This window comes from Planococcus sp. YIM B11945 (assembly GCF_050864155.1).
GTDB lineage: Bacteria > Bacillota > Bacilli > Bacillales_A > Planococcaceae > Planococcus.
This window is the reverse complement of record NZ_JBOZWR010000004.1, coordinates 76,686-99,957: the sequence shown is the minus strand read 5'-3', so window position 1 is coordinate 99,957 and position 23,272 is coordinate 76,686. Positions and strand designations below refer to the sequence as shown.

The 23,272-nt window shown below is 44.5% G+C and carries 26 protein-coding genes; 18 read left to right on the top strand and 8 right to left on the bottom strand.

The genetic code is table 11. The annotated features are described in order from the left end of the window. Positions 1 to 9 precede the first annotated feature (9 nt). Positions 10 to 789 (top strand): class I SAM-dependent methyltransferase, encoded by a 780-nt coding sequence (locus ACRRQV_RS08475; protein ID WP_432529709.1) that lies wholly within the window; start codon positions 10 to 12, stop codon positions 787 to 789. Positions 790 to 860: 71 nt separating this feature from the next. Here ACRRQV_RS08475 and ACRRQV_RS08470 read toward each other — a convergent pair whose 3' ends face one another. The 4 genes from ACRRQV_RS08470 to ACRRQV_RS08455 form a co-directional block, all read right to left on the bottom strand. Further along, positions 861 to 1,706 carry a YihY/virulence factor BrkB family protein gene (locus ACRRQV_RS08470; RefSeq protein ID WP_432529707.1) on the bottom strand — a complete coding sequence of 282 codons (846 nt, stop codon included), beginning with the start codon at positions 1,704 to 1,706 and terminating at the stop codon, positions 861 to 863. Positions 1,707 to 1,815: 109 nt separating this feature from the next. Beyond that, the gene (locus tag ACRRQV_RS08465) at positions 1,816 to 2,178 is read right to left on the bottom strand and encodes a YolD-like family protein (RefSeq protein ID WP_432529705.1); all 363 of its coding nucleotides are present in this window, start codon (positions 2,176 to 2,178) and stop codon (positions 1,816 to 1,818) included. Positions 2,179 to 2,288: 110 nt separating this feature from the next. After that, entirely contained in the window at positions 2,289 to 3,560 is a 1,272-nt protein-coding gene (locus ACRRQV_RS08460) for a hemolysin family protein (protein WP_432529703.1), read from the bottom strand. A 118-nt stretch (positions 3,561 to 3,678) separates the two neighbouring features. Then, a complete protein-coding gene (locus ACRRQV_RS08455; protein WP_432529701.1) occupies positions 3,679 to 4,308 on the bottom strand; it encodes a YfbR-like 5'-deoxynucleotidase in 630 nt (209 codons plus the stop codon). Between the two features lie 126 nt (positions 4,309 to 4,434). Between ACRRQV_RS08455 and ACRRQV_RS08450 the strand changes: the two genes are divergently transcribed. Then, positions 4,435 to 4,914 (top strand): metal-dependent hydrolase, encoded by a 480-nt coding sequence (locus ACRRQV_RS08450; RefSeq protein ID WP_432529699.1) that lies wholly within the window; start codon positions 4,435 to 4,437, stop codon positions 4,912 to 4,914. Positions 4,915 to 5,336: 422 nt separating this feature from the next. Here ACRRQV_RS08450 and ACRRQV_RS08445 read toward each other — a convergent pair whose 3' ends face one another. Together ACRRQV_RS08445 and ACRRQV_RS08440 are read right to left on the bottom strand one after the other, a co-directional pair. Further along, complete coding sequence (locus tag ACRRQV_RS08445; protein WP_432529697.1) at positions 5,337 to 6,536, bottom strand: MFS transporter; 1,200 nt, start codon at positions 6,534 to 6,536, stop codon at positions 5,337 to 5,339. Between the two features lie 148 nt (positions 6,537 to 6,684). Then, positions 6,685 to 7,116: a hypothetical protein gene (locus tag ACRRQV_RS08440; RefSeq protein ID WP_432529695.1), complete on the bottom strand. Its 432-nt coding sequence runs from the start codon at positions 7,114 to 7,116 to the stop codon at positions 6,685 to 6,687. A 308-nt stretch (positions 7,117 to 7,424) separates the two neighbouring features. On the opposite strand from ACRRQV_RS08440, the gene ACRRQV_RS08435 reads away from it, so the two are divergent. The 3 genes from ACRRQV_RS08435 to ACRRQV_RS08425 all read left to right on the top strand — a co-directional run bounded on the left by ACRRQV_RS08435 (position 7,425) and on the right by ACRRQV_RS08425 (position 9,842). Then, positions 7,425 to 8,126, top strand: coding sequence for an aspartate/glutamate racemase family protein (locus ACRRQV_RS08435; protein ID WP_432529693.1), 702 nt, complete (start codon positions 7,425 to 7,427; stop codon positions 8,124 to 8,126). 33 nt (positions 8,127 to 8,159) lie between these two features. Beyond that, a complete protein-coding gene (locus ACRRQV_RS08430; protein ID WP_432529691.1) occupies positions 8,160 to 8,837 on the top strand; it encodes an SOS response-associated peptidase in 678 nt (225 codons plus the stop codon). Between the two features lie 126 nt (positions 8,838 to 8,963). Continuing rightward, the gene (locus ACRRQV_RS08425; RefSeq protein ID WP_432529689.1) at positions 8,964 to 9,842 is read left to right on the top strand and encodes a patatin-like phospholipase family protein; all 879 of its coding nucleotides are present in this window, start codon (positions 8,964 to 8,966) and stop codon (positions 9,840 to 9,842) included. A 2-nt stretch (positions 9,843 to 9,844) separates the two neighbouring features. Here the strand turns inward: ACRRQV_RS08425 and ACRRQV_RS08420 are convergent, their stop codons facing one another. Beyond that, the gene (locus ACRRQV_RS08420; RefSeq protein ID WP_432529687.1) at positions 9,845 to 10,864 is read right to left on the bottom strand and encodes a DUF4097 family beta strand repeat-containing protein; all 1,020 of its coding nucleotides are present in this window, start codon (positions 10,862 to 10,864) and stop codon (positions 9,845 to 9,847) included. Beyond that, on the bottom strand, positions 10,857 to 11,180 hold the full coding sequence (locus tag ACRRQV_RS08415; protein WP_432529685.1) for a PadR family transcriptional regulator: 324 nt from the start codon (positions 11,178 to 11,180) through the stop codon (positions 10,857 to 10,859). Before ACRRQV_RS08415 ends, ACRRQV_RS08420 begins: the two co-directional genes overlap by 8 nt. 193 nt (positions 11,181 to 11,373) lie before the next feature. Between ACRRQV_RS08415 and ACRRQV_RS08410 the strand changes: the two genes are divergently transcribed. The 13 genes from ACRRQV_RS08410 (at position 11,374) to ACRRQV_RS08350 (ending at position 23,251) form a co-directional block, all read left to right on the top strand. Then, positions 11,374 to 11,820: a GNAT family N-acetyltransferase gene (locus ACRRQV_RS08410; RefSeq protein WP_432529683.1), complete on the top strand. Its 447-nt coding sequence runs from the start codon at positions 11,374 to 11,376 to the stop codon at positions 11,818 to 11,820. A gap of 116 nt (positions 11,821 to 11,936) precedes the next feature. Beyond that, on the top strand, positions 11,937 to 12,386 hold the full coding sequence (locus tag ACRRQV_RS08405) for an Lrp/AsnC family transcriptional regulator (RefSeq protein ID WP_432529681.1): 450 nt from the start codon (positions 11,937 to 11,939) through the stop codon (positions 12,384 to 12,386). Between the two features lie 349 nt (positions 12,387 to 12,735). Further along, on the top strand, positions 12,736 to 13,677 hold the full coding sequence (nikB, locus tag ACRRQV_RS08400; protein WP_432529679.1) for a nickel ABC transporter permease: 942 nt from the start codon (positions 12,736 to 12,738) through the stop codon (positions 13,675 to 13,677). Between the two features lie 15 nt (positions 13,678 to 13,692). Next, complete coding sequence (locus ACRRQV_RS08395) at positions 13,693 to 14,580, top strand: ABC transporter permease (protein ID WP_432529677.1); 888 nt, start codon at positions 13,693 to 13,695, stop codon at positions 14,578 to 14,580. Between the two features lie 19 nt (positions 14,581 to 14,599). Next, positions 14,600 to 16,162 carry an ABC transporter substrate-binding protein gene (locus tag ACRRQV_RS08390; protein WP_432529675.1) on the top strand — a complete coding sequence of 521 codons (1,563 nt, stop codon included), beginning with the start codon at positions 14,600 to 14,602 and terminating at the stop codon, positions 16,160 to 16,162. A gap of 8 nt (positions 16,163 to 16,170) precedes the next feature. Continuing rightward, on the top strand, positions 16,171 to 17,184 hold the full coding sequence (locus ACRRQV_RS08385; protein ID WP_432529673.1) for an ABC transporter ATP-binding protein: 1,014 nt from the start codon (positions 16,171 to 16,173) through the stop codon (positions 17,182 to 17,184). Further along, positions 17,150 to 18,154 carry an ABC transporter ATP-binding protein gene (locus tag ACRRQV_RS08380; RefSeq protein ID WP_432529671.1) on the top strand — a complete coding sequence of 335 codons (1,005 nt, stop codon included), beginning with the start codon at positions 17,150 to 17,152 and terminating at the stop codon, positions 18,152 to 18,154. Before ACRRQV_RS08385 ends, ACRRQV_RS08380 begins: the two co-directional genes overlap by 35 nt. 61 nt (positions 18,155 to 18,215) lie before the next feature. Continuing rightward, positions 18,216 to 19,820 (top strand): gamma-glutamyltransferase family protein, encoded by a 1,605-nt coding sequence (locus ACRRQV_RS08375; protein WP_432529669.1) that lies wholly within the window; start codon positions 18,216 to 18,218, stop codon positions 19,818 to 19,820. After that, positions 19,814 to 20,407: a chromate transporter gene (locus ACRRQV_RS08370; RefSeq protein ID WP_432529667.1), complete on the top strand. Its 594-nt coding sequence runs from the start codon at positions 19,814 to 19,816 to the stop codon at positions 20,405 to 20,407. Before ACRRQV_RS08375 ends, ACRRQV_RS08370 begins: the two co-directional genes overlap by 7 nt. Continuing rightward, complete coding sequence (locus tag ACRRQV_RS08365) at positions 20,404 to 20,937, top strand: chromate transporter (protein ID WP_432529665.1); 534 nt, start codon at positions 20,404 to 20,406, stop codon at positions 20,935 to 20,937. The genes ACRRQV_RS08370 and ACRRQV_RS08365 overlap by 4 nt, the downstream gene beginning before the upstream one ends. 149 nt (positions 20,938 to 21,086) lie before the next feature. Continuing rightward, positions 21,087 to 21,569: an RrF2 family transcriptional regulator gene (locus ACRRQV_RS08360; RefSeq protein WP_432529663.1), complete on the top strand. Its 483-nt coding sequence runs from the start codon at positions 21,087 to 21,089 to the stop codon at positions 21,567 to 21,569. Positions 21,570 to 21,600: 31 nt separating this feature from the next. Next, on the top strand, positions 21,601 to 22,479 hold the full coding sequence (hslO, locus tag ACRRQV_RS08355; RefSeq protein WP_432529661.1) for an Hsp33 family molecular chaperone HslO: 879 nt from the start codon (positions 21,601 to 21,603) through the stop codon (positions 22,477 to 22,479). Positions 22,480 to 22,648: 169 nt separating this feature from the next. Further along, on the top strand, positions 22,649 to 23,251 hold the full coding sequence (locus tag ACRRQV_RS08350) for an alpha/beta hydrolase (RefSeq protein WP_432529659.1): 603 nt from the start codon (positions 22,649 to 22,651) through the stop codon (positions 23,249 to 23,251). Positions 23,252 to 23,272: the final 21 nt, after the last annotated feature.

Sequence of the window (23,272 nt, the reverse complement as noted above, 5' to 3'; positions counted from 1 at the left end):
GGCTGGAAAATGGAGAAGTCAGTGAAAGAAAAAGTGAAGGACGTCTTTGGCAAAAATGCCGATAAATATTTGAAAAGTGAACTTCATGCCCAAGGCACCGATCTGCCTTTATTGGCTGAGTGGCTGAAGCCTGAAAAAGGCTGGGCCGTGTTGGATATTGCTACAGGCGGAGGGCATGTGGCAAAAGCACTTGCCCCGCATGTAGGGACAGTCTTTTCCACGGATTTAACCGAAGCGATGCTTCAAAACACTGCAACTTATTTGGATACACTTTTCGGCAATATTGAATATGTCATAGCCGATGCAGAGGCTTTGCCTTTTTTGGCCGGCCGGTTTGACGCCGTCGTTTGCCGGATTGCGCCGCATCATTTCCCGCATCCTGAAAAGTTTATATCGGAAGCAGCTAGAGTGTTAAAGCCGGGCGGCCAGTTTGTCCTCATCGATAATGTCGCGCCAGACGATCAAAAGCTGGCAGCCTTCATGAACAACGCTGAAAAATTGAGAGATGACAGCCACGTGCGCTGTTTGTCCAAGAACGAATGGCGTACGCTTTTAGATAAACACAGCTTAGCGGAAATAAAATCATTGGACCGTAAGAAAACCTTTCACTATCCGGTTTGGGTGGCCCGTACGACTGAAAACGACGAACAGATCGATCGCGTCAAACAGCACTTGCTGCAGGCAGACGAAGAAACCGTCCGCTATTTTGAGTTGGCGGTCCAAGACGGAGAAATTCAGCGATGGGTCATTGATGAATGGATGGTCATGTGCGTCAAGGAAATTCGCTGACGCAACTAAAAAATCCTTAGCCGGAAACTCAGGCTAAGGATTTTTTCAAAAGGGGAACACTTTTTCTTTAGTTACTTATGCACTTGAGCTGGTGCATTTTTGACATTTTTCCGTCTGTGGATCATGGCGTTGATTTCGCCGCCGATCACCAAAATCAGGCCTGTTAAGAAGAACCAAAGCATTAAGACAATCAATCCGCCAAGGCTTCCATAGGTGGCTGAATAGCTGCCAAAGTTTGAAACGTAGAACGAAAAGCCGAGTGACACCACTTGCCATAATACCGTTGCAATCACAGCGCCAATGAGGACTTCCTTGAAAGGGAATTGTTTATCAGGCGCAAATTTGTAAAGGAACGCAAGAACAACACTCATGACTGCGATGGATACGACCCAGCGAAGAACTTGGAACAGAATCGCTGTCTCTGGCGGCAAGCTCAACAATTGAGTGATCATATCGATGATGGTTCCGCCAAAAATCGGCAGGACGAGTGCAACAATTACCGCTACTAGCATGAACAAAGTCAACACAATAGCCGTCAGTTTCAGCTTGATGAATGAGCGGGTTTCTTCTACATCATACGCTTGGTTGATGGCTTCGATAAATGCCGTCATGGCATTGGAAGCGGACCAAAGCGTACCGAGAATACCGAAAGTCAGCAAACCGCCGCGAGGCGTAGTGACTACGCTGACAATCGTATCCTGAAACGTGCTTGCAACTTCTCCCGGAAGGACGGTGCCGATAAAATCGACTGCCCGCTGCGGATCAATTTGCAGATAAGGCAAGATTGAAAGCAGCAAAATCAATAAAGGTACGATAGCTAATAAATAGTAATAGGCCTGTGCTGCAGCAAGCGTTGTGGCGTGGTCTTTTTTGATTTCGCCGGCGAGGTCTTTTGCCATTCCTACTTTACTTGTCATAATTTAACCTCCATAGGTGAATGTGATTATTCTTTATATGCCCAATTGGAGGGGTGTTTAATCCTTCAACAAAAAAAGCCGCTATGAAAAATTTTTTGATTGCTTCAGCCTACTCGATGCATCGGGCGCCTATGATTTCATCAAATCGTATTTTTTGTTGAATGCTGTTTGTTTCCAGAGAAAGGATTTTTGTCTGAAGATCGATAGATGCAATTCGTCCTTGAAATGCCCGAAATTGTTCTTTCCAAATGTGGATCTCCACTTCGCATTGCCGAAGGAAAGCCAATTGAATTTCTTCGTGGATGGCTTCCAGGTCAAATTCATCCAAATCGGGTTTACGGTTGTAGCGGTCTTCTTTTTTCAAATCCTTTAGCATTTGAACATGTTCAGTAAGCATCATTGCGGTCCATTTAATCGAACCCCGGTCTTTGATTTGCCCTTTTACGGTTAAGTATTTGTTTACTTTCTTCATAAGACAGCCATCCTTTCGTTTAGAATAAGAACATTTGTTCTTATCATATCGCAAGGTAGAGAAAGCAGTCAATGAAAAAAGGACTGCCCACTAAGGGGCAATCCTCAATTTTAATCTGGCAATACATCAACAGCGACTTTCAAGATGTGATGATTCTCCATTTCCAGAATGGACCAGCGGTATTTTCCTTTGACAAAATTGCTGCCGTATTCGGCTTCGATCAGTTGATGTTGGATCCAACCTGCTATCGTATCAATATCTTCGCTGTCCTCAAACTCCATATTAAACCGCTCTTCTAAATCTTTTAACAGCACACGGCCGTTTAAAATATAGCGGTTATCGGCTTCTTTTATAATTTCAGCTTCTTCTTCTTCATCAAATTCATCGCGAATTTCTCCGACGATTTCTTCCAGGATGTCTTCCATTGTGATAATGCCTGACGTACCGCCATATTCATCTATTACAAGTGCAATATGCGTTCGGTCTTTTTGCATTTTCACCAGTGCCGTATGAAGCGGCGTCGTTTCATGGAAATAAGGAAGCTCGTGGATCATATCGGAAGTTTTCACATGCCCGGTCAACGCATAATGCGTCAACACTTCCTTTGCATTGATAAATCCAATCAAATCATCTTTATCGCCGTCTTTTGCAATGGGGTAGCGCGTAAATTGATGTTCACGAATTTCAGCGAGCAACTCTTCAGAATCCAAATTGTCGGAAATCGCGATCATTTGTGTCCGCGGCACCATGACATCTTTTGCGCTTCGTTCGTCAAACGCAAAAATGTTCTGCATATAAGACAGTTCGGTTTGATTGATTTCGCCGCTTTGGAAACTTTGTGCCATAATAATTTTCAGTTCGTCTTCCGAATGGGCTTGTTCTTCTTTCGTGTTTTGAACACCGAAAAGGCGGAGAAAAACACGGGCCGAACCGTTCAATAAAAAGATAAACGGCGCCATGATTTTGCCAAACCAATAAAGCGGCGGTGCTAAAAGCAGCGTCATGCGCTCAGCAAATTGCAACGCCAATGATTTCGGCGCCATTTCGCCGATAACAACATGTAAAAACGTCACAAGTGAGAAGGCAAGCACAAATGAAACAACTACAGAAATAGAATCAGGCACTCCAATCAACTCAAATACTGGGTGCAAAAGGCGTTCGACAGTCGGTTCTCCAAGCCAACCAAGGCCGAGTGCCGTTACAGTAATGCCGAGCTGGCAAGCCGACAAATAATAATCGAGATCGCCAACCACTTTTTTCACGAGCACTGCTGTTTTATTGCCTTCTTCAATCAGTTGTTCGATACGGGACATGCGGACTTTGACTACGGCAAATTCTGCGCCGACGAAAAAGGCGGTTAACGCGATTAAAAAAATGAGCATAGCTAAATTTACTAAAAGTATGGGGTCCAATAAATTCCCTTAATTAAGGGATTCACCTCCGAAAAATTTTGTTACCATTAAGATTACCATACTTTCAAGGCAAAAAGTAGAAAGTAAGCTACTTGCCTTCGAGTACTTGGCGAGTAATTTCTTTTACATCGATCGCGGTTTCTTCGCTGATTACGTCGTGCAACATGACGTTTTTAAAGTAATCTACACTCGCTTTCAAGGGAAGGTTCAATAGTTTGGTCAAGGCGATGCGGTACATTTTAGCGAATTCAGGATCGGAATTTCCTCGCTTCATCTCAGCGAAAGATTCATAGAATTGATCAAGCTTATCCGCCAATTCCAATAGCTGGCCTTCCACCGATCCATCTTTCCCTTCTTTCATTCGGTCGAAAAAGACCGCTTGGAATTCTCCAGGGATTTCCCGTAAAATGAACTTTTCCATCATGCCTTCTTCCACTTTCGCAATCATTTCTTTTAGTTCGGGAGAAGAGTGCTTGACCGGCGTTTTAATGTCTCCGATAAATACTTCGGCGAAATCGTGGTTGATCGTTTTTTCATAAAGCGATTTCCAGTCGATTTTCTGCCCGGCACGTTCCTCGATGGTGGCAAAAAGCATCGCGTATTGGCTCACTTTCCAAGAATGCGCCGCGACATTGTGTTCTTCAAATTTAAATCTGCCAGGAGCGCGGATAATGCGCTCCAAATCGTTCAATGATGTAAAAAATGTATGAATTCCCATATAGACGACTCCTTTTTCGTATATCTCTATCCCCACCATACCCGAATTTGGGTATAATAAAAGTAAGAAATATGTAAAGAAAGCAAGAAATATGTAAAGAGCCTAGAGAGAGAAAGAGGAACCAGCATGACAGGGAAAACACACATCATTGGCGGATTGACAGCTAGTCTTGCTTTTGCACAAATTACCCATTACGATCCGGTTATTTTAATGGTCACCGGGGTAGCCGGTGCCATACTGCCGGACATTTGCCACGGCGGCAGCAAAATTGGCCGGGCAATGCCCGTTTTATCAAAAATCATCAACACATTATTCGGACACCGTACGTTTACCCACAGCCTGCTATTTTTAGTGATCATGGCCGCATTGATGAACGCGTTTGTTCCCAATGAAGCTGTTATAGCGGGCATTTTAGTTGGCATGGCAAGCCATTTGGTGCTCGACATGGCCACAAAGAACGGCATAAAACTATTGTTTCCACTTAAAATCACGATCCGTTTTCCCATTACCGCGACAACAGGAGGAGCAGCTGAATCCGTTGTATTCGCCGCCCTGTCTTTATTTGCCGTGTATTTTGGCTACGGCGTGTTCTTGTCTTATTTTTGATTGAAAAACTCTTTTCAACTGGTAAAGAATATTCTTTTGTAGTTGCTATTCCGCAAACCAGCTGCGCTTGCGCCGAACTGACTCTGACTCTCGCCCGAGTGGATTTCGGCACTTCGCTTTCCCGCAGACGTCTCCGTTGGTTTGCTCCATAGCTTAAATGGCTAACTTCTTAACAAAAAGACCCTCTACAAGTAAGGAAACTCAGGTCTACTAGCTCTTATTTATTTTCTGTTTCTGGAAATACTTCGAGTAACCTCTCTCTTCGAATGAAGCGGAAGGCGGCGACTCCAGCGGGAAAGCGAGACAGACGAGACCCTGCAGGAGCGAAGCGACGAAGCGGCTCGGCGCTCGCCCGCGGAACGCGTCCGCCTGAAGCGAAATGAGAAGGGTATGCAACTTTCTCGACAGCTTGAAAACCCGGTTCAACGATTAGTTGAACCGGGTTTTTTCCGTATAATGGCCAAAGCGCCGATGTAAATCAATGGCAATATGGCGATAAACAAGACAAGCCCGCTCCAACCGGCATTTGTCCAAAGCGGACTTAACAGCGAGCTGCCGCAAGCGACGCCGATATAATAAGACACCAAATACAAACTTGAAGCACTGCCTTTATGATGCTCCGCTTGCTGGCCGACAGAGGCTGCTGTGAGCGAATGGGCGGTGAAAAAACCAAGGCAGGTCAGGCACAGTCCGATGATAATGACAGTCAAATGCGAATTGAGCGTTAAGAAGATGCCGAAAGAAAGAATAAAGACGCCTGTCCGGCGAACTGTGCGCAACCCGAAAACTTCTGCCGCTTTCCCGGCAATCGGGGAGCCGATAACTCCAATGCCATAAGCAAAAAACAAATACGAAATGGCTTTCAGCGACATAGAATAGGGAGGCGCTTCAAGGTGGAACGGCAAATACGTCCAAATTCCCGTGAACGACACTTGCAAGACAGCCCCAAGTCCGAAAACTACAAGCAATGCCGGATTTTTCAAATGAAAGCCAAATCCTTCAATATCTTTTGCAAACGACAATTCGCTTGGGACAAAGTGACGGGATTTTGGAAGCAACAGAAAAACTGCTGCAAACAACACAACACCGGTGGCGGAAAAAACGAAAAAAGTTGTCTGCCAGGAATAGTGGTCGGTTAAGTACCCGGTGAACACGCGGCCGAGCATGCCGCCAAGCCCGTTGCTCGATATGTATAAAGCAGTCGCAAAGCCCATGTTCTTCCGATCGATTTCTTCGCTAATGTAAGCGAGCGCCGCTGCCGGTACACCGGCGAGGGCAAATCCTTGGACGAATCGAAGCAATAAAAACAAAGCGAAAGAATCCGTAAACGGAATGATAAAAAAAGGAATGGCAGATCCAAGAAGCGAGTACGTTATAAACGTTCGCCTTCCGATACGGTCAGAAAAAAAACCAAGAACAATCAAACCGATGATCAATCCAATAATCGTTAGCGACAACGCCAAGCTTGATACCGGAACGGAAACATTAAAATTGTCTGCCAATAAAGGCAACAGCGGTTGAACGGTATACATATTAGCGAAGATAAAAAGAGAAGCAAATAATAAACTAATGATGATTTTCCAAAATTCCCGGTCTTTTGCTGTATATTTGGGAGTATCCATACGGCTCACATCCACTTAATGAAATTTTCTTTCTATTATTTTAGCATTAACTTTGTGGAACGGCCTTTTTCTTGTCTTTTTCTTACAAACAACAAAAAAGCCGGTTGCATTAGCAACTAGCTTTTATACTGCCGCCCGAAATTCGGACTTATATTTTTTTGAAAAAAGAAGTGATTTGTTTTTTCGACGGTTCTTGCAAACGGTAGCGCAGTTCTTTGTTTTGTGTGTTTACAAGATGGTACGCCGGATTTTCGGCAACCGTGAACTTCCAATGAGGTTTTGTATTTTTCTTGGAAATCAAAAGTTCAGGCGGCATCATTTTTTCTTTGAAGCTTTCGAGTTTAGCCATTAAAAAGGTGTCCATATAACGTACAATCAAGAATCCTTGCTGGCGCTCAGGATCGAATTTTGCCAAATTCACTTCACTGATATCAAAGCCTTTTTCGTATTGCTGAACTGACGGCGATATCACAAAGCAATCTTCATTCGTAAAGATAGCAGAGTTTCCTTGTTGTTTCAGTCCAAGTTCTTCTACCAGAAAATCCTTGTTCACCAGACCCATTTCTCGTGCAGTAGCCATGTAATTCCTCCTAATGGAAATCGTTGTTATATCCAGTATACCACTATTTTGAGCAGAATGGGGCTGTGAAGGCAGTCAGAGGCAACGGCTTTTGTTTTAATATGAAAATTTCTCTGAAAATGTAAATTATTAAGTGTGTTGTGAGAAAATAAAGAAGAAAAAAGCAAGGGGAATAGCGGTTAGAAAAAAGGGTTTGAGCAACCATGTATCTAAGTGAAATAAAGAATCGCTAAAGAAAATAGCCAGTATTGCGATTTTTTCTGCTGGATTGAAGCGGTAAGATGAAAAAAGAAAGAAGGGGAAGCCACATGAAAACCATCGGCTTGATCGGCGGCATGAGTTGGGAATCATCCGCTGAATACTACCGGATCTTAAATGAGGAAGTACAGAAAAAATTGGGTGGGCTGCATTCAGCGAAATGCATTTTGTTTAGTGTAGATTTTCATGAAATCGAACGGCTGCAAAAAGCGGGCGACTGGGAGCAAGCCGGCGACGAAATGGCCCGTGTGGCCACAGCGCTTGAAAAAGCGGGTGCAGATGTTATTTTGCTTGGCACCAATACAATGCACAAAGTGGTTGATGCTATTGAATCGAGTGTCGCGGTTCCTGTACTGCACATTGCAGACGCCACGGCCAAAAAGATAAGGGAACAAAAATTCACAAAAGTCGGCTTGTTGGGGACGAATTATACGATGGAAATGGATTTTTACAAATCCCGTTTAGCGGCCCATCAGTTAACGGTTTTGATTCCAGAAGCGAGCGACAGAGAACGGGTGAATGAAATTATCTTTGAGGAACTTTGCCTTGGAGACATCCGCCAATCTTCAAAAGAATTTTACCAGTCAGCCATCCATAAAATGGTGCAAGAAGGGGCTGAAGCGGTCATTCTCGGCTGTACGGAAATCGGGTTACTGATCAAGCCGGAAGACTCGCCGGTTCCGGTTTTTGATACAGCGTTGATCCATGCGCAAGCAGCAGTAGAATTGGCATTGAACGACAAAAGCGAATAAGATAAGGGTAAATAATTCAAGGGGGTGATCCGTATGTGCGGAAGATATTCGTTGTACGCCGATTACACAGATTTGCTGAAACGCTTTAACATTGAAGAAGCGAGCTTGACAGAACATGATTATGTGCAAAGTTTTAACGTCGCACCGTCCCAACAAGTGGTCGCTGTGGTGAATGATGGAACGAAAAACCGGCTTGGCCTGCTGCGGTGGGGACTGATTCCGCCTTGGGCAAAAGATGAAAAAATCGGTTATAAAATGATTAACGCACGTGCTGAAACGGCGGCGGAAAAACCTAGTTTCCGCAACGCTTTCAAAAAAAAGCGCTGCCTTGTCGTCGCAGATTCGTTTTATGAATGGCGGCGAACCGAGGATCGGAAAATTCCTATGCGCATCAAAATGAAATCCGGAGAGCCTTTTGCTTTTGCGGCATTATGGGAATCCTGGAAATCGCCGGAAGGGGAAACCATCAATAGCTGTTCCATATTGACGACGAAACCCAATAGGTTAATGGCTACAATCCATGACCGCATGCCGGTAATTCTTTCGAAAGAAGAAGAGCAAATTTGGCTGGATCCGAAAGTCCAGGATTTTGAAGTGCTCGGCCCGTTATTAAAACCGTTTGATGAAAAAGAAATGGAAGCGTACGAAGTGTCGGAAGCGGTCAATTCGCCGAAAAACAATGGTCCGGAATTGATTGAAAAAATCGGATAACCAACAGCCGGCCTAAAAACCGGCTTTTTTTTGACTATATAAATTGAACTTAATTAGTGAGCCTTATCCAAAACAGCCAAAGCAGTGTCCAACAAGGTAATTCTATATAGAATAGGAGGGATTGGATTGAAAACAGGGCTTATTTTAGAAGGCGGCGGCATGCGCGGGGTGTATTCAGGCGGTGTATTGGAACGGTTTTTAGATGAGCAGTTGTTTATGGATTACGTAATCGGTGTTTCGGCTGGCGCCTGCAACGCGGCTTCGTACATATCACGCCAAACCGGACGCAACCGGGAAGTGACCATCGGCTATGTTCATCATCCGGATTATATTTCCATGAAAAATTTATTGTTGCGCAGGGAATTGTTTGGAATGAACTTGATCTTTGATGAAATTCCAAACAAGCTCGTGCCTTTCGATTACGAACAATTTGGCGATGCAACAGAAGAGTTTGTGATCGGCACGACGGATTGCTTGACCGGCGAAGCTGTTTATTTTGAGAAAAAAGAACACGCCAAAGACGTCTTGGCTATTGTGCGGGCTTCTAGTTCCCTGCCGTTCATGGCAAAACCTGTTGAATTTGAAGGCCGCCTGCTGATGGACGGAGGGGTAGCGGATCCCATTCCAATTCGCAAAGCGTTGGCAGATGGCGTAACAAAACCGATTATCATCTTGACGAGAGAAAAAGGCTACCGCAAAAAGAAATCCACGCTCACCCGGGTTTTACCTGCATTATACCGCCAATTTCCTGGCATTGTAAAAAGCATGGAAAACCGCTATATACGCTACAACGAAACGATGGAATTTGTGGAACAGCTGGAAGCGGAAGGGAAGGCGTTGGTCATCCGGCCGGACAATTTATTTAAAATTGGCGGATTTGAACGCGACGCTAACAAACTGACCGTACTTTACAACCAAGGCTATCAAAATGCAGATACAGCGATGGAAAAAATAAAAGAATTTATTGGCCAAAAAGAAAAACCGCTGGAGCAGCGGTTAAAGTAAGTTTATATGCGTTTAATGGTCAGGCTGCCATTATCGGACTTTAAGTAGACAAAGTGGCGACCATCGCCGAAAACGGCACGGCTGCCCTTGCTATTGAATATGGAAACTCTTCCGGCATCACGGTCTGCTTGGATAGTTACATTGACCGGATCACTCATTGTCTCGATGGTGATTGCGCCGTTATCGGTTTTTAAATCGATGCTGCGTTCAAGATTGTTCGTCAGCAAATGAATGCGGCCATTATCGGTTTTTGCTTTTGTCTCACCTTCGACATTCAATAGCGAAATGCTGCCGTTGTCCGTTTCGAGGCTAATGGAGGCAGCGGTAACGTCTTTGAAATTGATTTTTCCATTGTCGGTTTTTGCTGTCAATTTTGTGCTTGTCGCCGCTTGCAGTTCAATAGCCCCGTTGTCGGATGTTATAAAAAGCTGCTGTGCGGCAATATGGGATAACTGAATCTGGCCGTTGTCTGAAGTGGCTTTAAAGCTGCCGCTCTCCATGCTGCTTCCTGCAATGCGGCCGTTGTCTGCGTAAAGCTTCACGTCTTCATATGTTTTTGCTGGCAATTGGACAGTGATGGTGGGAGATTTTGTATTGAAGTTAAACAAATTCCACTTTTTTTCATCCTTCAACGTTACGACAAGCGTCCGGTTGAGGATGTCGACAAACAATTGCTGCTTGTACGTTTTGTTTTCCACATCGACGTGCAGTTCCCCGTCGTTTGATGGACCAATGATCAGCGACCCGGTTTCAATTTGGATATCCACGTTGTCAAATTCGCTTTTGGCCAAGCTGTCTTTTGGAACAAGCCCGGCTAGCAGCTTCAGGTCAGCTTGCCCGATCAATTCTTCGGCAATCGATAAAGGCGAGCCAAGTTCTGAGGCGATATCGCTGTCCGTTTTTCCATCTTGTCGCCCGTAAGTGAAATATTCCCGTATATCTTGCAGAATATCTTCGCGTTCTTCTTCAGGCAAGCGTTCCAATGCTCTATCCAGTTCCATCAAAAATTGGTTTTCAGTCATTTTGCACACCCTCTTCGATTAGTTGGTTTACTCCTGCAGTAAAGCTTTTCCACTCCGCTAATTGTTCATGGAGATAGGTTCTTCCGGCTTCAGTCAATTTATAGTACTTGCGCGGCGGGCCTTCTGTTGATTCCTGCAAATACGTGGTAAAATAACCTTCTTTCGTCAGCCTTCGCAGCAACGGATAAACAGAGCCTTCTGAGATGGCAATTTGATTGGAAATTTTTTGGACCAGCTCGTAGCCATAGCGATCTTGTTTGTCCAATAGAACAAGGACGCATAAATTTAAAGCTCCCTTTTTAAACTGGATATTCATCGGATTCAGCTCCTTTCAAAGCTATTGATTAATGTATAGTACTGTTCCGTATAATATAGCACTTAGTATTGTTCATTACAAGGTACTGAGTCAATTAAATCCTCTAATGGATGCTTGTCATTAAAGTTATACTTAGAAGAACCGGAAGAAGCACTTTCAGTGATTAACTTGAACAAACTCAAGGAGGAATTTTGTGATTCAGCGTTTGGAACATACACAAGAGGCAATAGCAAAAGCGATGTGGGAAATTCAAGTGCCAGCTTATGAAGTGGAAGCTGAACTGATCGGATTTAAAGGAATCCCTCAACTCAACGAAACCGTCGAAGACATTCAACAAAGTGATGAGCAGTTTTTTGGCTATTTTGAAGAAGGGCTTCGCGGTTTTATTTCCTTTAAACGAGAAGCCGGCGTCATTGATATTTATCGGCTGGTTGTAAACCCAGAACATTTCCGCCAAGGAATCGGACGTAAGCTGCTGGCCTATTTAATAGAGCACTATGCGGCGAATGATTTTATCGTGAGCACCGGAAAGGAAAACGTTCCAGCGAAAAAACTGTATGCATCCTTTGGTTTTGTAGAGGAAAAAGATTTTGAGGTTGCTCCCCGCATTTGGTGTACGGCGTTTCGGAAAAATAGTTAGAAAGAATAGAAAATTTATTATTTAATTCCGAAATGGATAATAAAATAAAGTTTTTCTTTCAAAACGGAAGACAAACTCTTATAATCAAATCAAGACTATAAGTGCAGAGGTGTTTTATGAAACTAGATGACATCGATAAAAAGATATTGGAACTCCTGACTGTGAATGGACGCTGCTCCTATGTCGACATCGGCAGGGAACTTAATCTCTCGAGAGTAGCTGTCCGAGAACGCGTCCATAATTTATCGGAAGAAGGAATAATTGAGAAGTTTACGGTAGTGATCAACAGCGAAAAAGTAGGCAAGAAAGTATCGGGCTTTTTCGAAGTGGATTGTGAACCATCCTCGCTTGTTCAAGTAGCCCAGGCATTGGCGGATAATCCGAGCGTTGCTAGCTGCTACCAGATGACCGGACCTTCTACGCTGCATATGCATGTGCTGGTGGATGATTTTATCGACTTGGAAAAATTCATTAACGAAGAACTTTACGCATTAGAAGGCATTACCCGTGTCGAAAGCCATATTTTGCTGCGGCGATTCAAAAGCCGCAATGGCCTCAAACTATAAAAAGCAGTCTGCAAGCCATGAAATTCTGTGGCAAAGATTGCTCATAAACAGAAAAACCTGAAGCGATTTCGATTTGCTTCAGGTTTTTTGTTTTCGCAAACGAAATGTTTTGGAAGCGGTTGCATACATATTTAACAATAAATGGGTAAAATTAATTTTTGAATTACAAAAAGTAAGACATTTGGGAACTTTCTTGTCAAGATGTAAACTAAAAATAAGAAATATGTACTTTTTTGAAAATTCATATAGATTTTTATATTCGATTACTTTATAATCGGATTTATCAAACTATTTACTTTTGTTAAGCAAAAATAAATAAGTGATTAACAAATGTTTTGGAGGTGGGATTTTGGTTTCTTTAATTATTCGTCGAGCACTGCAGCTAGTCTTTTTGCTTTTAGGAATATCGTTCTTAGTATTTTCTTCCATGTATATAGCGCCAGGAGATCCGGCTGCTATCATCGGCGGGGCGACAGCAACACAATCAGATATCGCAGCTATACGGACGAACTTGGGATTGGATGATCCGTTTCTCGTACAATATGCACGCTATATTGGCAATGCTCTCCAAGGGGATTTTGGTTACTCCTACCAAACGACTCAACCGGTCGCAGATGCCATCACTGTTCGCTTCCCGAACACCTTAAAGCTGGCAATTGCCAGTATGATCGTAGCGGTGATCATCGGCATTCTGACCGGTCTTGTTTCAGCATTGAAGCAAAACTCATTGTTGGATGTATCGGCTACAACTTTTGCACTTGCAGGAATTTCCATTCCAAACTTTTGGTTGGGAGCATTGCTTATTCTCGTCTTCGCAGTCAATCTTCAGTGGCTGCCGGTAGGGGGAATGTCGCACCCGTTTTATACGATCGACGGCATTCGCGAATTGATTTTGCCAGCGATCACCCTCGGTACCGGTTCCGCTGCCATGATTGCCCGAATGGCAAGGAGTTCGATGCTTGAAGTTATCCGAGCCGATTATGTGCGGACTGCCCGTGCCAAAGGCGTTAAAGAAAGCAGCGTTATTTGGATCCATACATTGAAAAATGCGATGATCCCGATTATTACAGTTATTGGATTGAATTTCGGGTTTCTGCTTGGCGGCACCATCATTACCGAAAAGGTATTTGCCATTAATGGAGTTGGGCGTTTGATGATTGATGCAATTGCCGCACGAGACTTCCCAATGGTGCAAGGTTCGGTCTTGCTCGTCGCAACGCTGTTTGTTCTCGTGAATTTAATCGTTGATATCGTTTATACGTACATTGATCCGCGGATCAAATATGAGTAAAAAGGGGGGAGTGCTATGACAACAGTTGAAACAGTGAAATTAAAAGAAAAAAAACGTGAAAAATACATTGTCACTACGATGAAACGGCTTTTCAAAAACAAGCTGGCCGTTGCAGGTTTGATCATCGTGTTGCTGCAAATAGCCATGGCAGTGTTCGCGCCGCTGATTACAACGCATGACCCCATCAAGCAAAACTTAGCCGATAGTGAATTGCCGATGTTCAGCCCGGCACATTGGTTAGGAACCGACAATTATGGGCGTGATGTTTGGAGCCGGATTGTATTCGGCGCCCGTATTTCTTTAGTTGTAGGCAGTATCGCTGTCACGCTTGGCCTAGTTGGCGGAATTGTCCTCGGGCTGTTGGCGGGGTATTACCGAAAATTAGATGCAATCATCATGCGATTTGTTGATCTTTTGTTTTCTTTTCCCGGGATTTTGCTTGCGATGTTGATTATCGCAGTTCTCGGTACTAGCCTGGTAAACGTTGCAATTGCCATCAGCATCTGGTCGATTCCGACATGTGCACGAATTGTGCGCGGGTCTGTTCTTTCTATTAAAGAGAAAGAATACATCATGGCGATGCGTTCGATGGGCGCTTCTGACTTACGGATCATGGTTCGGCATATTTTGCCGAATGCTTCCGCTCCCATTATCGTGTTTGCAACCATGCGGATGGCGACAGCCATTCTTTCCACCGCTTCACTTAGCTACTTGGGCCTCGGAGCTCAACCGCCGACACCTGAATGGGGCGCAATGATTTCTCAAGGACAAGCGTTCATGTGGTCATCACCGCATTTAACGATTGTTCCGGGGATTGCCATCATGCTGACGGTATTCGCATTTAACGTACTTGGAGATGGCCTGCGGGATGCGCTTGATCCGAACATGGATTTACAAGAATAAAACATATGGGGGAATATTGATGAAGAAGTATTGGGTAATTTTCTTAACGGTTCTTGGAATGATTTTATTAAGCGCATGTTCACAAAGTACGATTCCTGAAGGAGCAGAGAATTCTAGTTCTGGCTCGTCAGACTCTGCAGCACCGGCGGAAGGGCAAGAAGTCATTTATGGATCAACTACAGATGCAGTTGGACTTTCTCCGATAATGACAAATGACTCCGCATCTTCTAGCGTTATTGGACAAGTATATGAAACATTATTTGAACGCGATCCTAAAACTTTGGAACTGGTGCCAAAGCTTGCAGAATCTTTTGAGAATCCAGATGAATTAACTTGGACAATTAAATTAAAAGAAGGCATCACATTCCAAGATGGAACGCCTTTCAATGCAGAAGCGGTTAAATATACATTTGATAAATTACGCGATCCAGCTACTGCAGCACCGCGTGCCTCACTATTAGAACCGGTTGAAGAAATTACAGCCGTAGATGAAACAACTGTAGAAATTAAAACGAAATATCCTTATGGATCAATGATTGCTGCTTTGTCTCACTCAAACGCATCTATCGTTTCTCCAACTGCGGATGAAAAGCAAGACTTAATGAAAGAACCAGTAGGAACAGGGCCATTCAAATTTGTCAGCTGGTCAACAGGCGATCAAATCGTCCTTGAAAAGAACGAAGATTATTGGGGCGGTGCACCATCTTTGAGCAAAGTAACATTCAAAGTAGTCCCTGAAATTTCAACAGCCATCTCCATGTTGCAAACAGGGGAAATTAATTTCCTTGACGCTTTGCCAGGAGAACAATTATCGCGTATTGAAGCAATTGAAAATGTAGAAGTGACGAAGCAAGAAGGAACACCGGTTTATTGGTTGTCTCCAAACCATAAAACAGAACGCGGACAAAATCCTGAATTCCGTAAAGCAATTGCTGCTGCAGTAGACCGCGATGCAATCGTTGAGCAAATGAACGGTTTAGCTGTAAGAAACGACAGCATTATTGGACCGAAAGTGTTTGGATACAACGAAGCTGCTGCTACTGGCGGAACTGCTTATGACCCTGAAGCAGCGAAAAAATTGGTCGAAGACAACGGATTTGGCGATGAGCCGATCAAATTGCTTGCCGCAAACCGCGGAACGTTCGTTCAGATGGCTGAAATCGTTCAGTCTCAATTGACAGAAGCTGGATTCAACGTAGAAATTGAAACAATGGAGTGGGCGACATTCCTTGATACAGCACGCGCTGGCGATTATGACCTTACATTCTTGAGCTGGTCAAACGTAACTGGCGATGGTTCTGAAATGCTTTACCCGAACTTCCATTCGGACAATGTCGGCGTTTCTAACATGTCACAGTACAGCAACCCAAAATTCGATAAATTGGTTGAACAATCACGTACGACTGTGGACCAAGCAGAACGTGAACAATATTTGAACCAAGCAAACGAAATATTGCTTAAAGAAGACGTTGGAGTCGTTATGTACCACGGTGTTATAACTTCCGCTACGGATAAAGCGATCAAAGGCTTGGAAATGGATCCGAACGGCCAATGGAGCTTGTATAAAGTAACAAGAGAGTAGGTAAGAATATGGCAGAGACATTACTTGAAGTGAGAAATTTAGTGACGTCGTTTCGTACATCTGAGGGTTCATTGCAAGCAGTCAAAGATGTCTCTTTTCATGTTGATAAAGGAGAAACGCTTTGTATTGTAGGTGAATCAGGATGCGGAAAAAGCATCACGTCGCTATCCATCATGCGCTTGCTGGCATCAAACGGAGTAATTGAAAGCGGAGAGATTCTGTTGCATAACGAACCTCTCCAGAAGCTTTCGGACGAGCAGATGCGCAAACTGCGGGGCAACAAAATGTCGATGATTTTCCAAGAGCCGATGACTGCATTGAATCCGGTGTTGACGATCGGCTATCAACTGAGAGAGCCTTTGCTCTTGCACCATAAACTATCAAAAACAGAAGCATCAAAACAAAGCATTGAATTATTGAGGCAAGTGGGCATTCCAAATCCGGAAAAACGCTTGAACCAATACCCGCATGAGTTGAGTGGAGGCATGCGCCAACGGGTCATGATTGCCATGGCCCTGGCTTGCCACCCAAGCTTACTTATTGCAGATGAGCCGACGACTGCGCTGGATGTAACAATCCAAGCGCAGATCCTCGACTTAATTAACGATTTAAAAGAAAAGCTCAATATGGGTGTTTTGATGATTACCCACGATATGGGTGTAGTGGCGGAAGTCGCAAACCGGGTAATGGTAATGTATGCCGGCAAGAAAATAGAAGAAGGGCCGGTAGAAGAAATTTTTAACAATCCGCAACATCCTTATACCATTGGCTTGCTGAACTCCGTGCCGAATGTGGACGATCCAAATTTTGAACTTGAGCCGATTCCGGGCAATATGCCAGGATTGAATGAACAAATTCCAGGATGCCGATTCCATCCTCGCTGCAAGTTCGCCATGGATAAATGCAAAGTCGAAGTACCGCCGGAATTTAAGGTGTCAGAAGGGCATTCTGCGAGTTGCTGGCTTGCTGAAAAGGAGGCCGAAAAAAATGAACACAGTAACAAATTTGCCGTCCGATCGTAAAGTTCTGCTAGAATTAGAAGGCGTAAAAAAATATTTCCCGATTAAAGGCGGCATATTAAAACGCGTTCAAGGTAATGTAAAAGCTGTTGAATCGGTTTCCCTAAAATTGTATAAAGGTGAAAGCCTCGGTGTAGTTGGTGAATCCGGATGCGGAAAATCCACTCTTGGCCGCACTATTCTTGGCCTCGAAGAATTGACGGATGGCAAAATCAGTTTCAATCAAGAGGAAATTCAAGACTTAAAGAAAAAAGAAAAAAAGAAATTTGTTAAAGAAATGCAAATGATTTTCCAAGATCCTTATGCTTCCTTAAACCCGCGCCAGCGCGTTGGTCATGCATTAGATGAAGTGTTTAAAATGCATACGAACATGCCGCCGCAGGAACGTAAAGATGCTGTAATCAATTTGTTAAAAGAAGTCGGATTAAAAGCCGAGCATTATGACCGTTACCCTCACGAATTCAGCGGCGGGCAGCGGCAGCGGATCGGCATTGCGCGAGCCATAGCCTTAAACCCTCAATTCATCATCTGTGATGAAGCGGTTTCGGCATTGGATGTATCGGTCCAGGCACAAGTATTGAAATTGCTGAAAACCTTGCAGGAAAAATACAACTTGTCTTATTTATTCATTTCCCACGATTTAGGGGTCGTCCGGTATTTCTGTGACCGTGTGCTTGTCATGTATTTGGGCAATACGGTAGAAATGGCCGATGTATCGAAAATTTTTAACAATCCGCTGCATCCCTATACAAGAGCACTGTTATCGGCAATTCCAAGACCGACTATGAACGCGAAAAGAGAACGCATCCGCCTGGTAGGCGATATGCCGAACCCGGCGAATCCCCCAAGCGGCTGCGTATTCCATACACGCTGCCCGATGGCGCAAGATATTTGCAAGGTGGACAAACCAGCTTTTATCGAACATGAAAAAGACCATTTTGCGGCATGCCATTTTGCTGGCGCTGAACTGTGAGCCGGGTGCGGGGAGTATTTCCCTGCAGCTGGCTCTTATTATGACACTGGAGGTAAGTTGAATGGATTATTTACAACACCCTTTTGAATCAAAACGGCATACGGTATTTTCAAAAAAAGGAATGGTGGCTACATCTCAGCCGCTTGCAGCACAAGCAGGAATTGAAGTGATGCAAAACGGCGGAAATGCAATTGATGCAGCCATTGCAACGGCCGCAGCATTGACCGTTGTAGAACCGACATCAAACGGCATCGGTGGCGACGCATTTGCGCTCGTCTGGGTTAATGGGAAATTACACGGATTGAATAGTTCAGGACCAGCTCCCAAAAGCATTTCACCGGAAGCGGTAAAAGCGCTTGGGTTCACCAAAATGCCTGTTCATGGCGTAGTGCCGATCACGGTTCCCGGTGCTCCGGCTGCTTGGGCTGAATTATCTCGCAAATTCGGCAAATTGCCGCTTTCAGAGGCATTAAAACCGGCAATTCGCTATGCGGAAGAAGGTTATCCATTAACGCCGATTTTAGGGAAATATTGGAGACTGGCTTATGCGAAATTTAAAACTTCATTTACGACAGAAGAGTATCAAGCATGGTTTGATACCTTTGCGCCGAACGGCAAAGCTCCGGAAATCGGGGAAATGTGGTCATCTCCAGGACACGCTTCCACATTGAGGGAAATTGGCGAAACTGATGCTCGTTCTTTTTATGAAGGACCGCTTGCTGAGAAAATTGCTGATTATGTGCAGCAGCATAACGGCTTCCTATCAAAAGAGGATTTGGCTGCTTACCAGCCCGAATGGGTTGAACCGGTTTCGGCCAATTACCGAGGATATGACGTATGGGAAATCCCGCCAAACGGACAAGGGATGGTTGCGTTGATGGCTCTTAACATTTACAAAAATTTGAATGAACCGAAATGGCAATCCGCAGAAACTTATCATGAACAAATCGAAGCCATGAAACTGGCATTTACCGACGGCAAAGAATTTATTACCGAACCTTCAGAAATGCCGGTTGATGTGGAACATTTGTTGTCCGATGACTATGCAAAACAGCGGGCTGAAACCATTGGTGAACATGCGTCTCTTCCTGTTCCGTACGAGCTGCCAAAAGGTGGGACGGTTTACTTGTCGGCTGCCGACGAAGAAGGCAATATGATTTCATATATTCAAAGCAACTACATGGGTTTTGGTTCTGGAATCGTTGTTCCAGGAACTGGAATCGGCCTGCAAAACCGCGGCGCTGACTTTTCGCTGGAAGCAGAACACCCGAACGTGCTAAAAGGCGGGAAACGGACGTTCCATACAATTATTCCGGGATTCTTGACGAAAGACGGGCAGGCGGTTGGGCCGTTTGGCGTGATGGGAGGCTACATGCAGCCGCAAGGGCATTTCCAAGTGGTCACCAATACGATCGACTTTTTGCTTAACCCGCAATCGGCGCTTGATGCTCCGAGATGGCAATGGATCGAAGGGAAAACGGTGTTGGTTGAGCCGCACTTCCCGAATTACTTGGCTCAAGCGTTGGCACGAAAAGGACATGACATCCAAGTGACCACTGACGGCGGAGCGTTCGGACGCGGCCAAATCATTTGGAGAAACCCGGAAACGGGCGTACTATCAGGCGGCACTGAATCACGTACGGACGGAGCCGTGGCTGCTTGGTAAGTCAAGGGAAAACGCACGGAAGAGGAGTTTCTGGCCTAAAGACAAACGCCGACATACTAGCCGCCTTTTTCCGTGTCGGTATGTTAGGTTTCGGAGGCGGGCCATCCGCAATTCCTCTTTTTCACCGGGAAGCGGTGAAAAAGTACAAGTGGATGACCGAAGACGAATTCGGAGATACTCTTGCGCTGGCGAATACGATGCCCGGTCCGATTGCCACAAAAATGGCAGGTTATATCGGCTACCGGGTCAACGGCATCATCGGCTGTTTAATGGCATTGATTGCATCGGTCGTGCCAACGGTTTTGCTAATGATTTTATTGTTAGGGGTCATGCAGCAGTTTAAAGATGTGGAATGGGTGAACGGCATGTCAGCCGCCGTAGTGCCGGTTGTTGGCGTCATGTTGGGCGTCATGACTTGGGATTTCTTTAAAAAGTCCGGAGAATCGCTCGGCTGGATGCGTGCCGTTGGTTTGACGATCATGTTTGCCGTGTTGATGGAAGTGCTAAACATTCATCCAGCGTTTCTTATTATTGGAATTCTGGTGATTGTCTTAATGCCCCGAAAGAAGGAAGGGGGAGCCAAGTGATTTATTGGTCCATTTTTCTGGCGTTTTTTATTCCTGGCATTTTGGGATACGGCGGGGGACCTGCATCAATCCCGCTCGTTGAAAAAGAAGTGGTTGACCGGTACGGCTGGATGAGCACGCAGGAATTCGGGGAAGTATTGGCTTTCGGCAATGCGCTTCCGGGTCCGATTGCGACCAAAATGGCCGGCTATATCGGCTATATGGAAGGCGGCATACTGGGTTCTATTGTTGGCTTGTTCGCTTCCGTTGCCCCTTCGCTATTTCTGATGCTCATCTTGATGGCTACGTTAATGAAATACAAAGATTCGCCTCAAGTAAAAAACATCACAAAGCTTATCCGTCCGATTATTGCTGTGTTGCTTGGCGCGATGACGCTTCAGTTTTTTATGGCTTCTACCGACTCATTCGGCGGCATTCAAACCGTCGTGCTGATCGCTGTCAGCTACTGGATGCTTGAAATTAGAAAAATTCATCCGGCATTTGTCATTTTATTGGCACTGGCATATGGCGGGGCTACCACTTTTATTTAAAAAAACAAAAACCATCCACTTCGGATGGTTTTTTGCATGGAATGGATTTTGCTTCAAGGTGAATTCGTTTACTTTTTATTGAGATTCCGTTAAAGTGATCTAATGCGGACAATTGTTATCCGTGTTAGTAATTATCGGGGGTAATGAGAATGCATATGAAAACAGGCGTTGAACAATCGGTTTATGCCATCTTGCTGTTAAATATGCTGCCAAACAAAGCGGTGTTGCCAGGTGAAGCCATCAGCCAACAATTGAATGCTTCTCCAACTTATTTTCAAAAGCTATTACGAAAATTGGTGAGTGCTGATTTGATTGCATCAGTCCCTGGAGTTAAAGGCGGCTTTAAATTAATTAAAAAGCCTGAAGATATTTGTGTGTATGATGTGTATTTGGCCATCGAAGGGCGCCAATCGCTGTATTCGCCGAGCGGGATTTTAGAAGACATGCTGGATTTGGAAAAAGAAGAAAGCTGTTGTTTGCTGACCGGCTTAATGAGCGATGCAGAAGCAGCTTGGAAGGCTGTCATGAAAAAAGAAACGATTGCATCACTGGCACAGAAAATGACGGAACCGCGTTTTCAGCCAAAAACACAAGATCTCCAGCGATGGATCCAAGAAAAAATGGTTGCTTAATTTATTTTATATAGAAAGAACGTGAAAATAGATGAATGATTATTTAGTGAAAGCCTTAGCATATGACGGACAAGTGCGCGCCTATGCTGCCCGCACAACCGAAACGGTAGGAGAAGCGCAGCGCCGCCATTATACGTGGCCAACTGCTTCAGCTGCACTTGGCCGGTCAATGACTGCAAGCGTTATGCTTGGCGCCATGATGAAAGGCAAAGAAAAATTAACAATTAAAATCAACGGCGGCGGACCGCTTGGCACCATTTTAGTGGATGCCAATGCCAATGGAGAAGTGAGAGGATATGTTTCAAATCCTCAAACGCATTTTGATTTGAATGAACACGGAAAATTGGACGTCAGAAGAGCAGTCGGGACCGAAGGCACGTTGTCGGTTTCGAAAGATATTGGCTTGTTGCACCCTTATGTCGGGCAAGTGCCCATCGTATCAGGGGAGCTTGGTGAAGACTTTACCCATTACATTGTCAGTTCTGAACAAACTCCTTCGTCTGTAGGAGTTGGTGTGATTGTCAATCCCGATAATACAATTCAAGCGTCCGGCGGGTTTATTATCCAGCTACTGCCAGGAACCCCCGAAGAAGTGATTGTTGGCATCGAAGAACGGCTTGCGGAAATCCCGACAATTTCAAATATGGTGCGCGCGGGCATGACGCCGGAAGAAATACTGGAAGCCGTACTTGGCAAAGAATCGGTTAAGTTTCTTGATACGATGCCGGTGCAGTTCCAATGCCAGTGTTCACGAGAACGCATTTCAAACGCCATTAGAAGCCTTGGCACCGCAGAAATACAAGATATGATCGAAACAGATGGCCAAGCCGAAGCGCAATGCCATTTTTGCAATGAAAACTACCACTTCTCAAAAGAAAACCTAGAAGAATTAATGGAAGCTACTATTTAATAAGACCAAAAAATCCCCTTATCGTGAATCAGATAAGTGGATTTTTTATTGCATGAAAGAGGTTCGGCTTGGTTCTTCGCAGTAATTATGATAAAATTATCTTGAATTCGAGATAAGTTTAGCTGGTTAAAGATAGGGAAAGTAACATACAACTGGAGGTCTGAATAAAATGGAACATATTTTTAAACAAGGCAACGATCCGAAACGCCCGACATTATTGCTGCTTCACGGCACTGGAGGAAATGAGCGGGATTTGCTGCAATTAGCAGCGCATATCGATTCAAGTGCATCCGTATTAAGCGTGCGGGGAAATGTTTCCGAAAATGGAATGCCGCGTTTTTTCAAGCGCTTAGCTGAAGGGGTGTTTGATATGGAGGATTTAAAGTTCCGCACAAAAGAGCTGAATGAGTTTATTGATGCCGCTTCAAGCGAATATGAGTTTGACCGCAGCAACGTTATCGCAATCGGCTATTCAAACGGCGCCAATATTGCGGCAAATTTGCTCTTCACTTATGCAGATGCATTAAAAGGAGCAATTTTGCATCATCCAATGGTTCCAAACCGCGAAGCGGTACTGCCAGACTTAACAGGAATTCCGGTCTTTATTGCAGCAGGCACGAACGATCCGATCTGCCCGGCACAGGAGTCCACTGATTTAAAAGATTTTTTGGCGAATGCCGGAGCGAGCATCGAACTGCATTGGGAAGACCATGGCCATCAATTGACGATGCCAGAAGTTGAAGCTGCAAAAGAATGGTATAACAAGCTTTAAAATGAGAATCCTCTTGTCAAA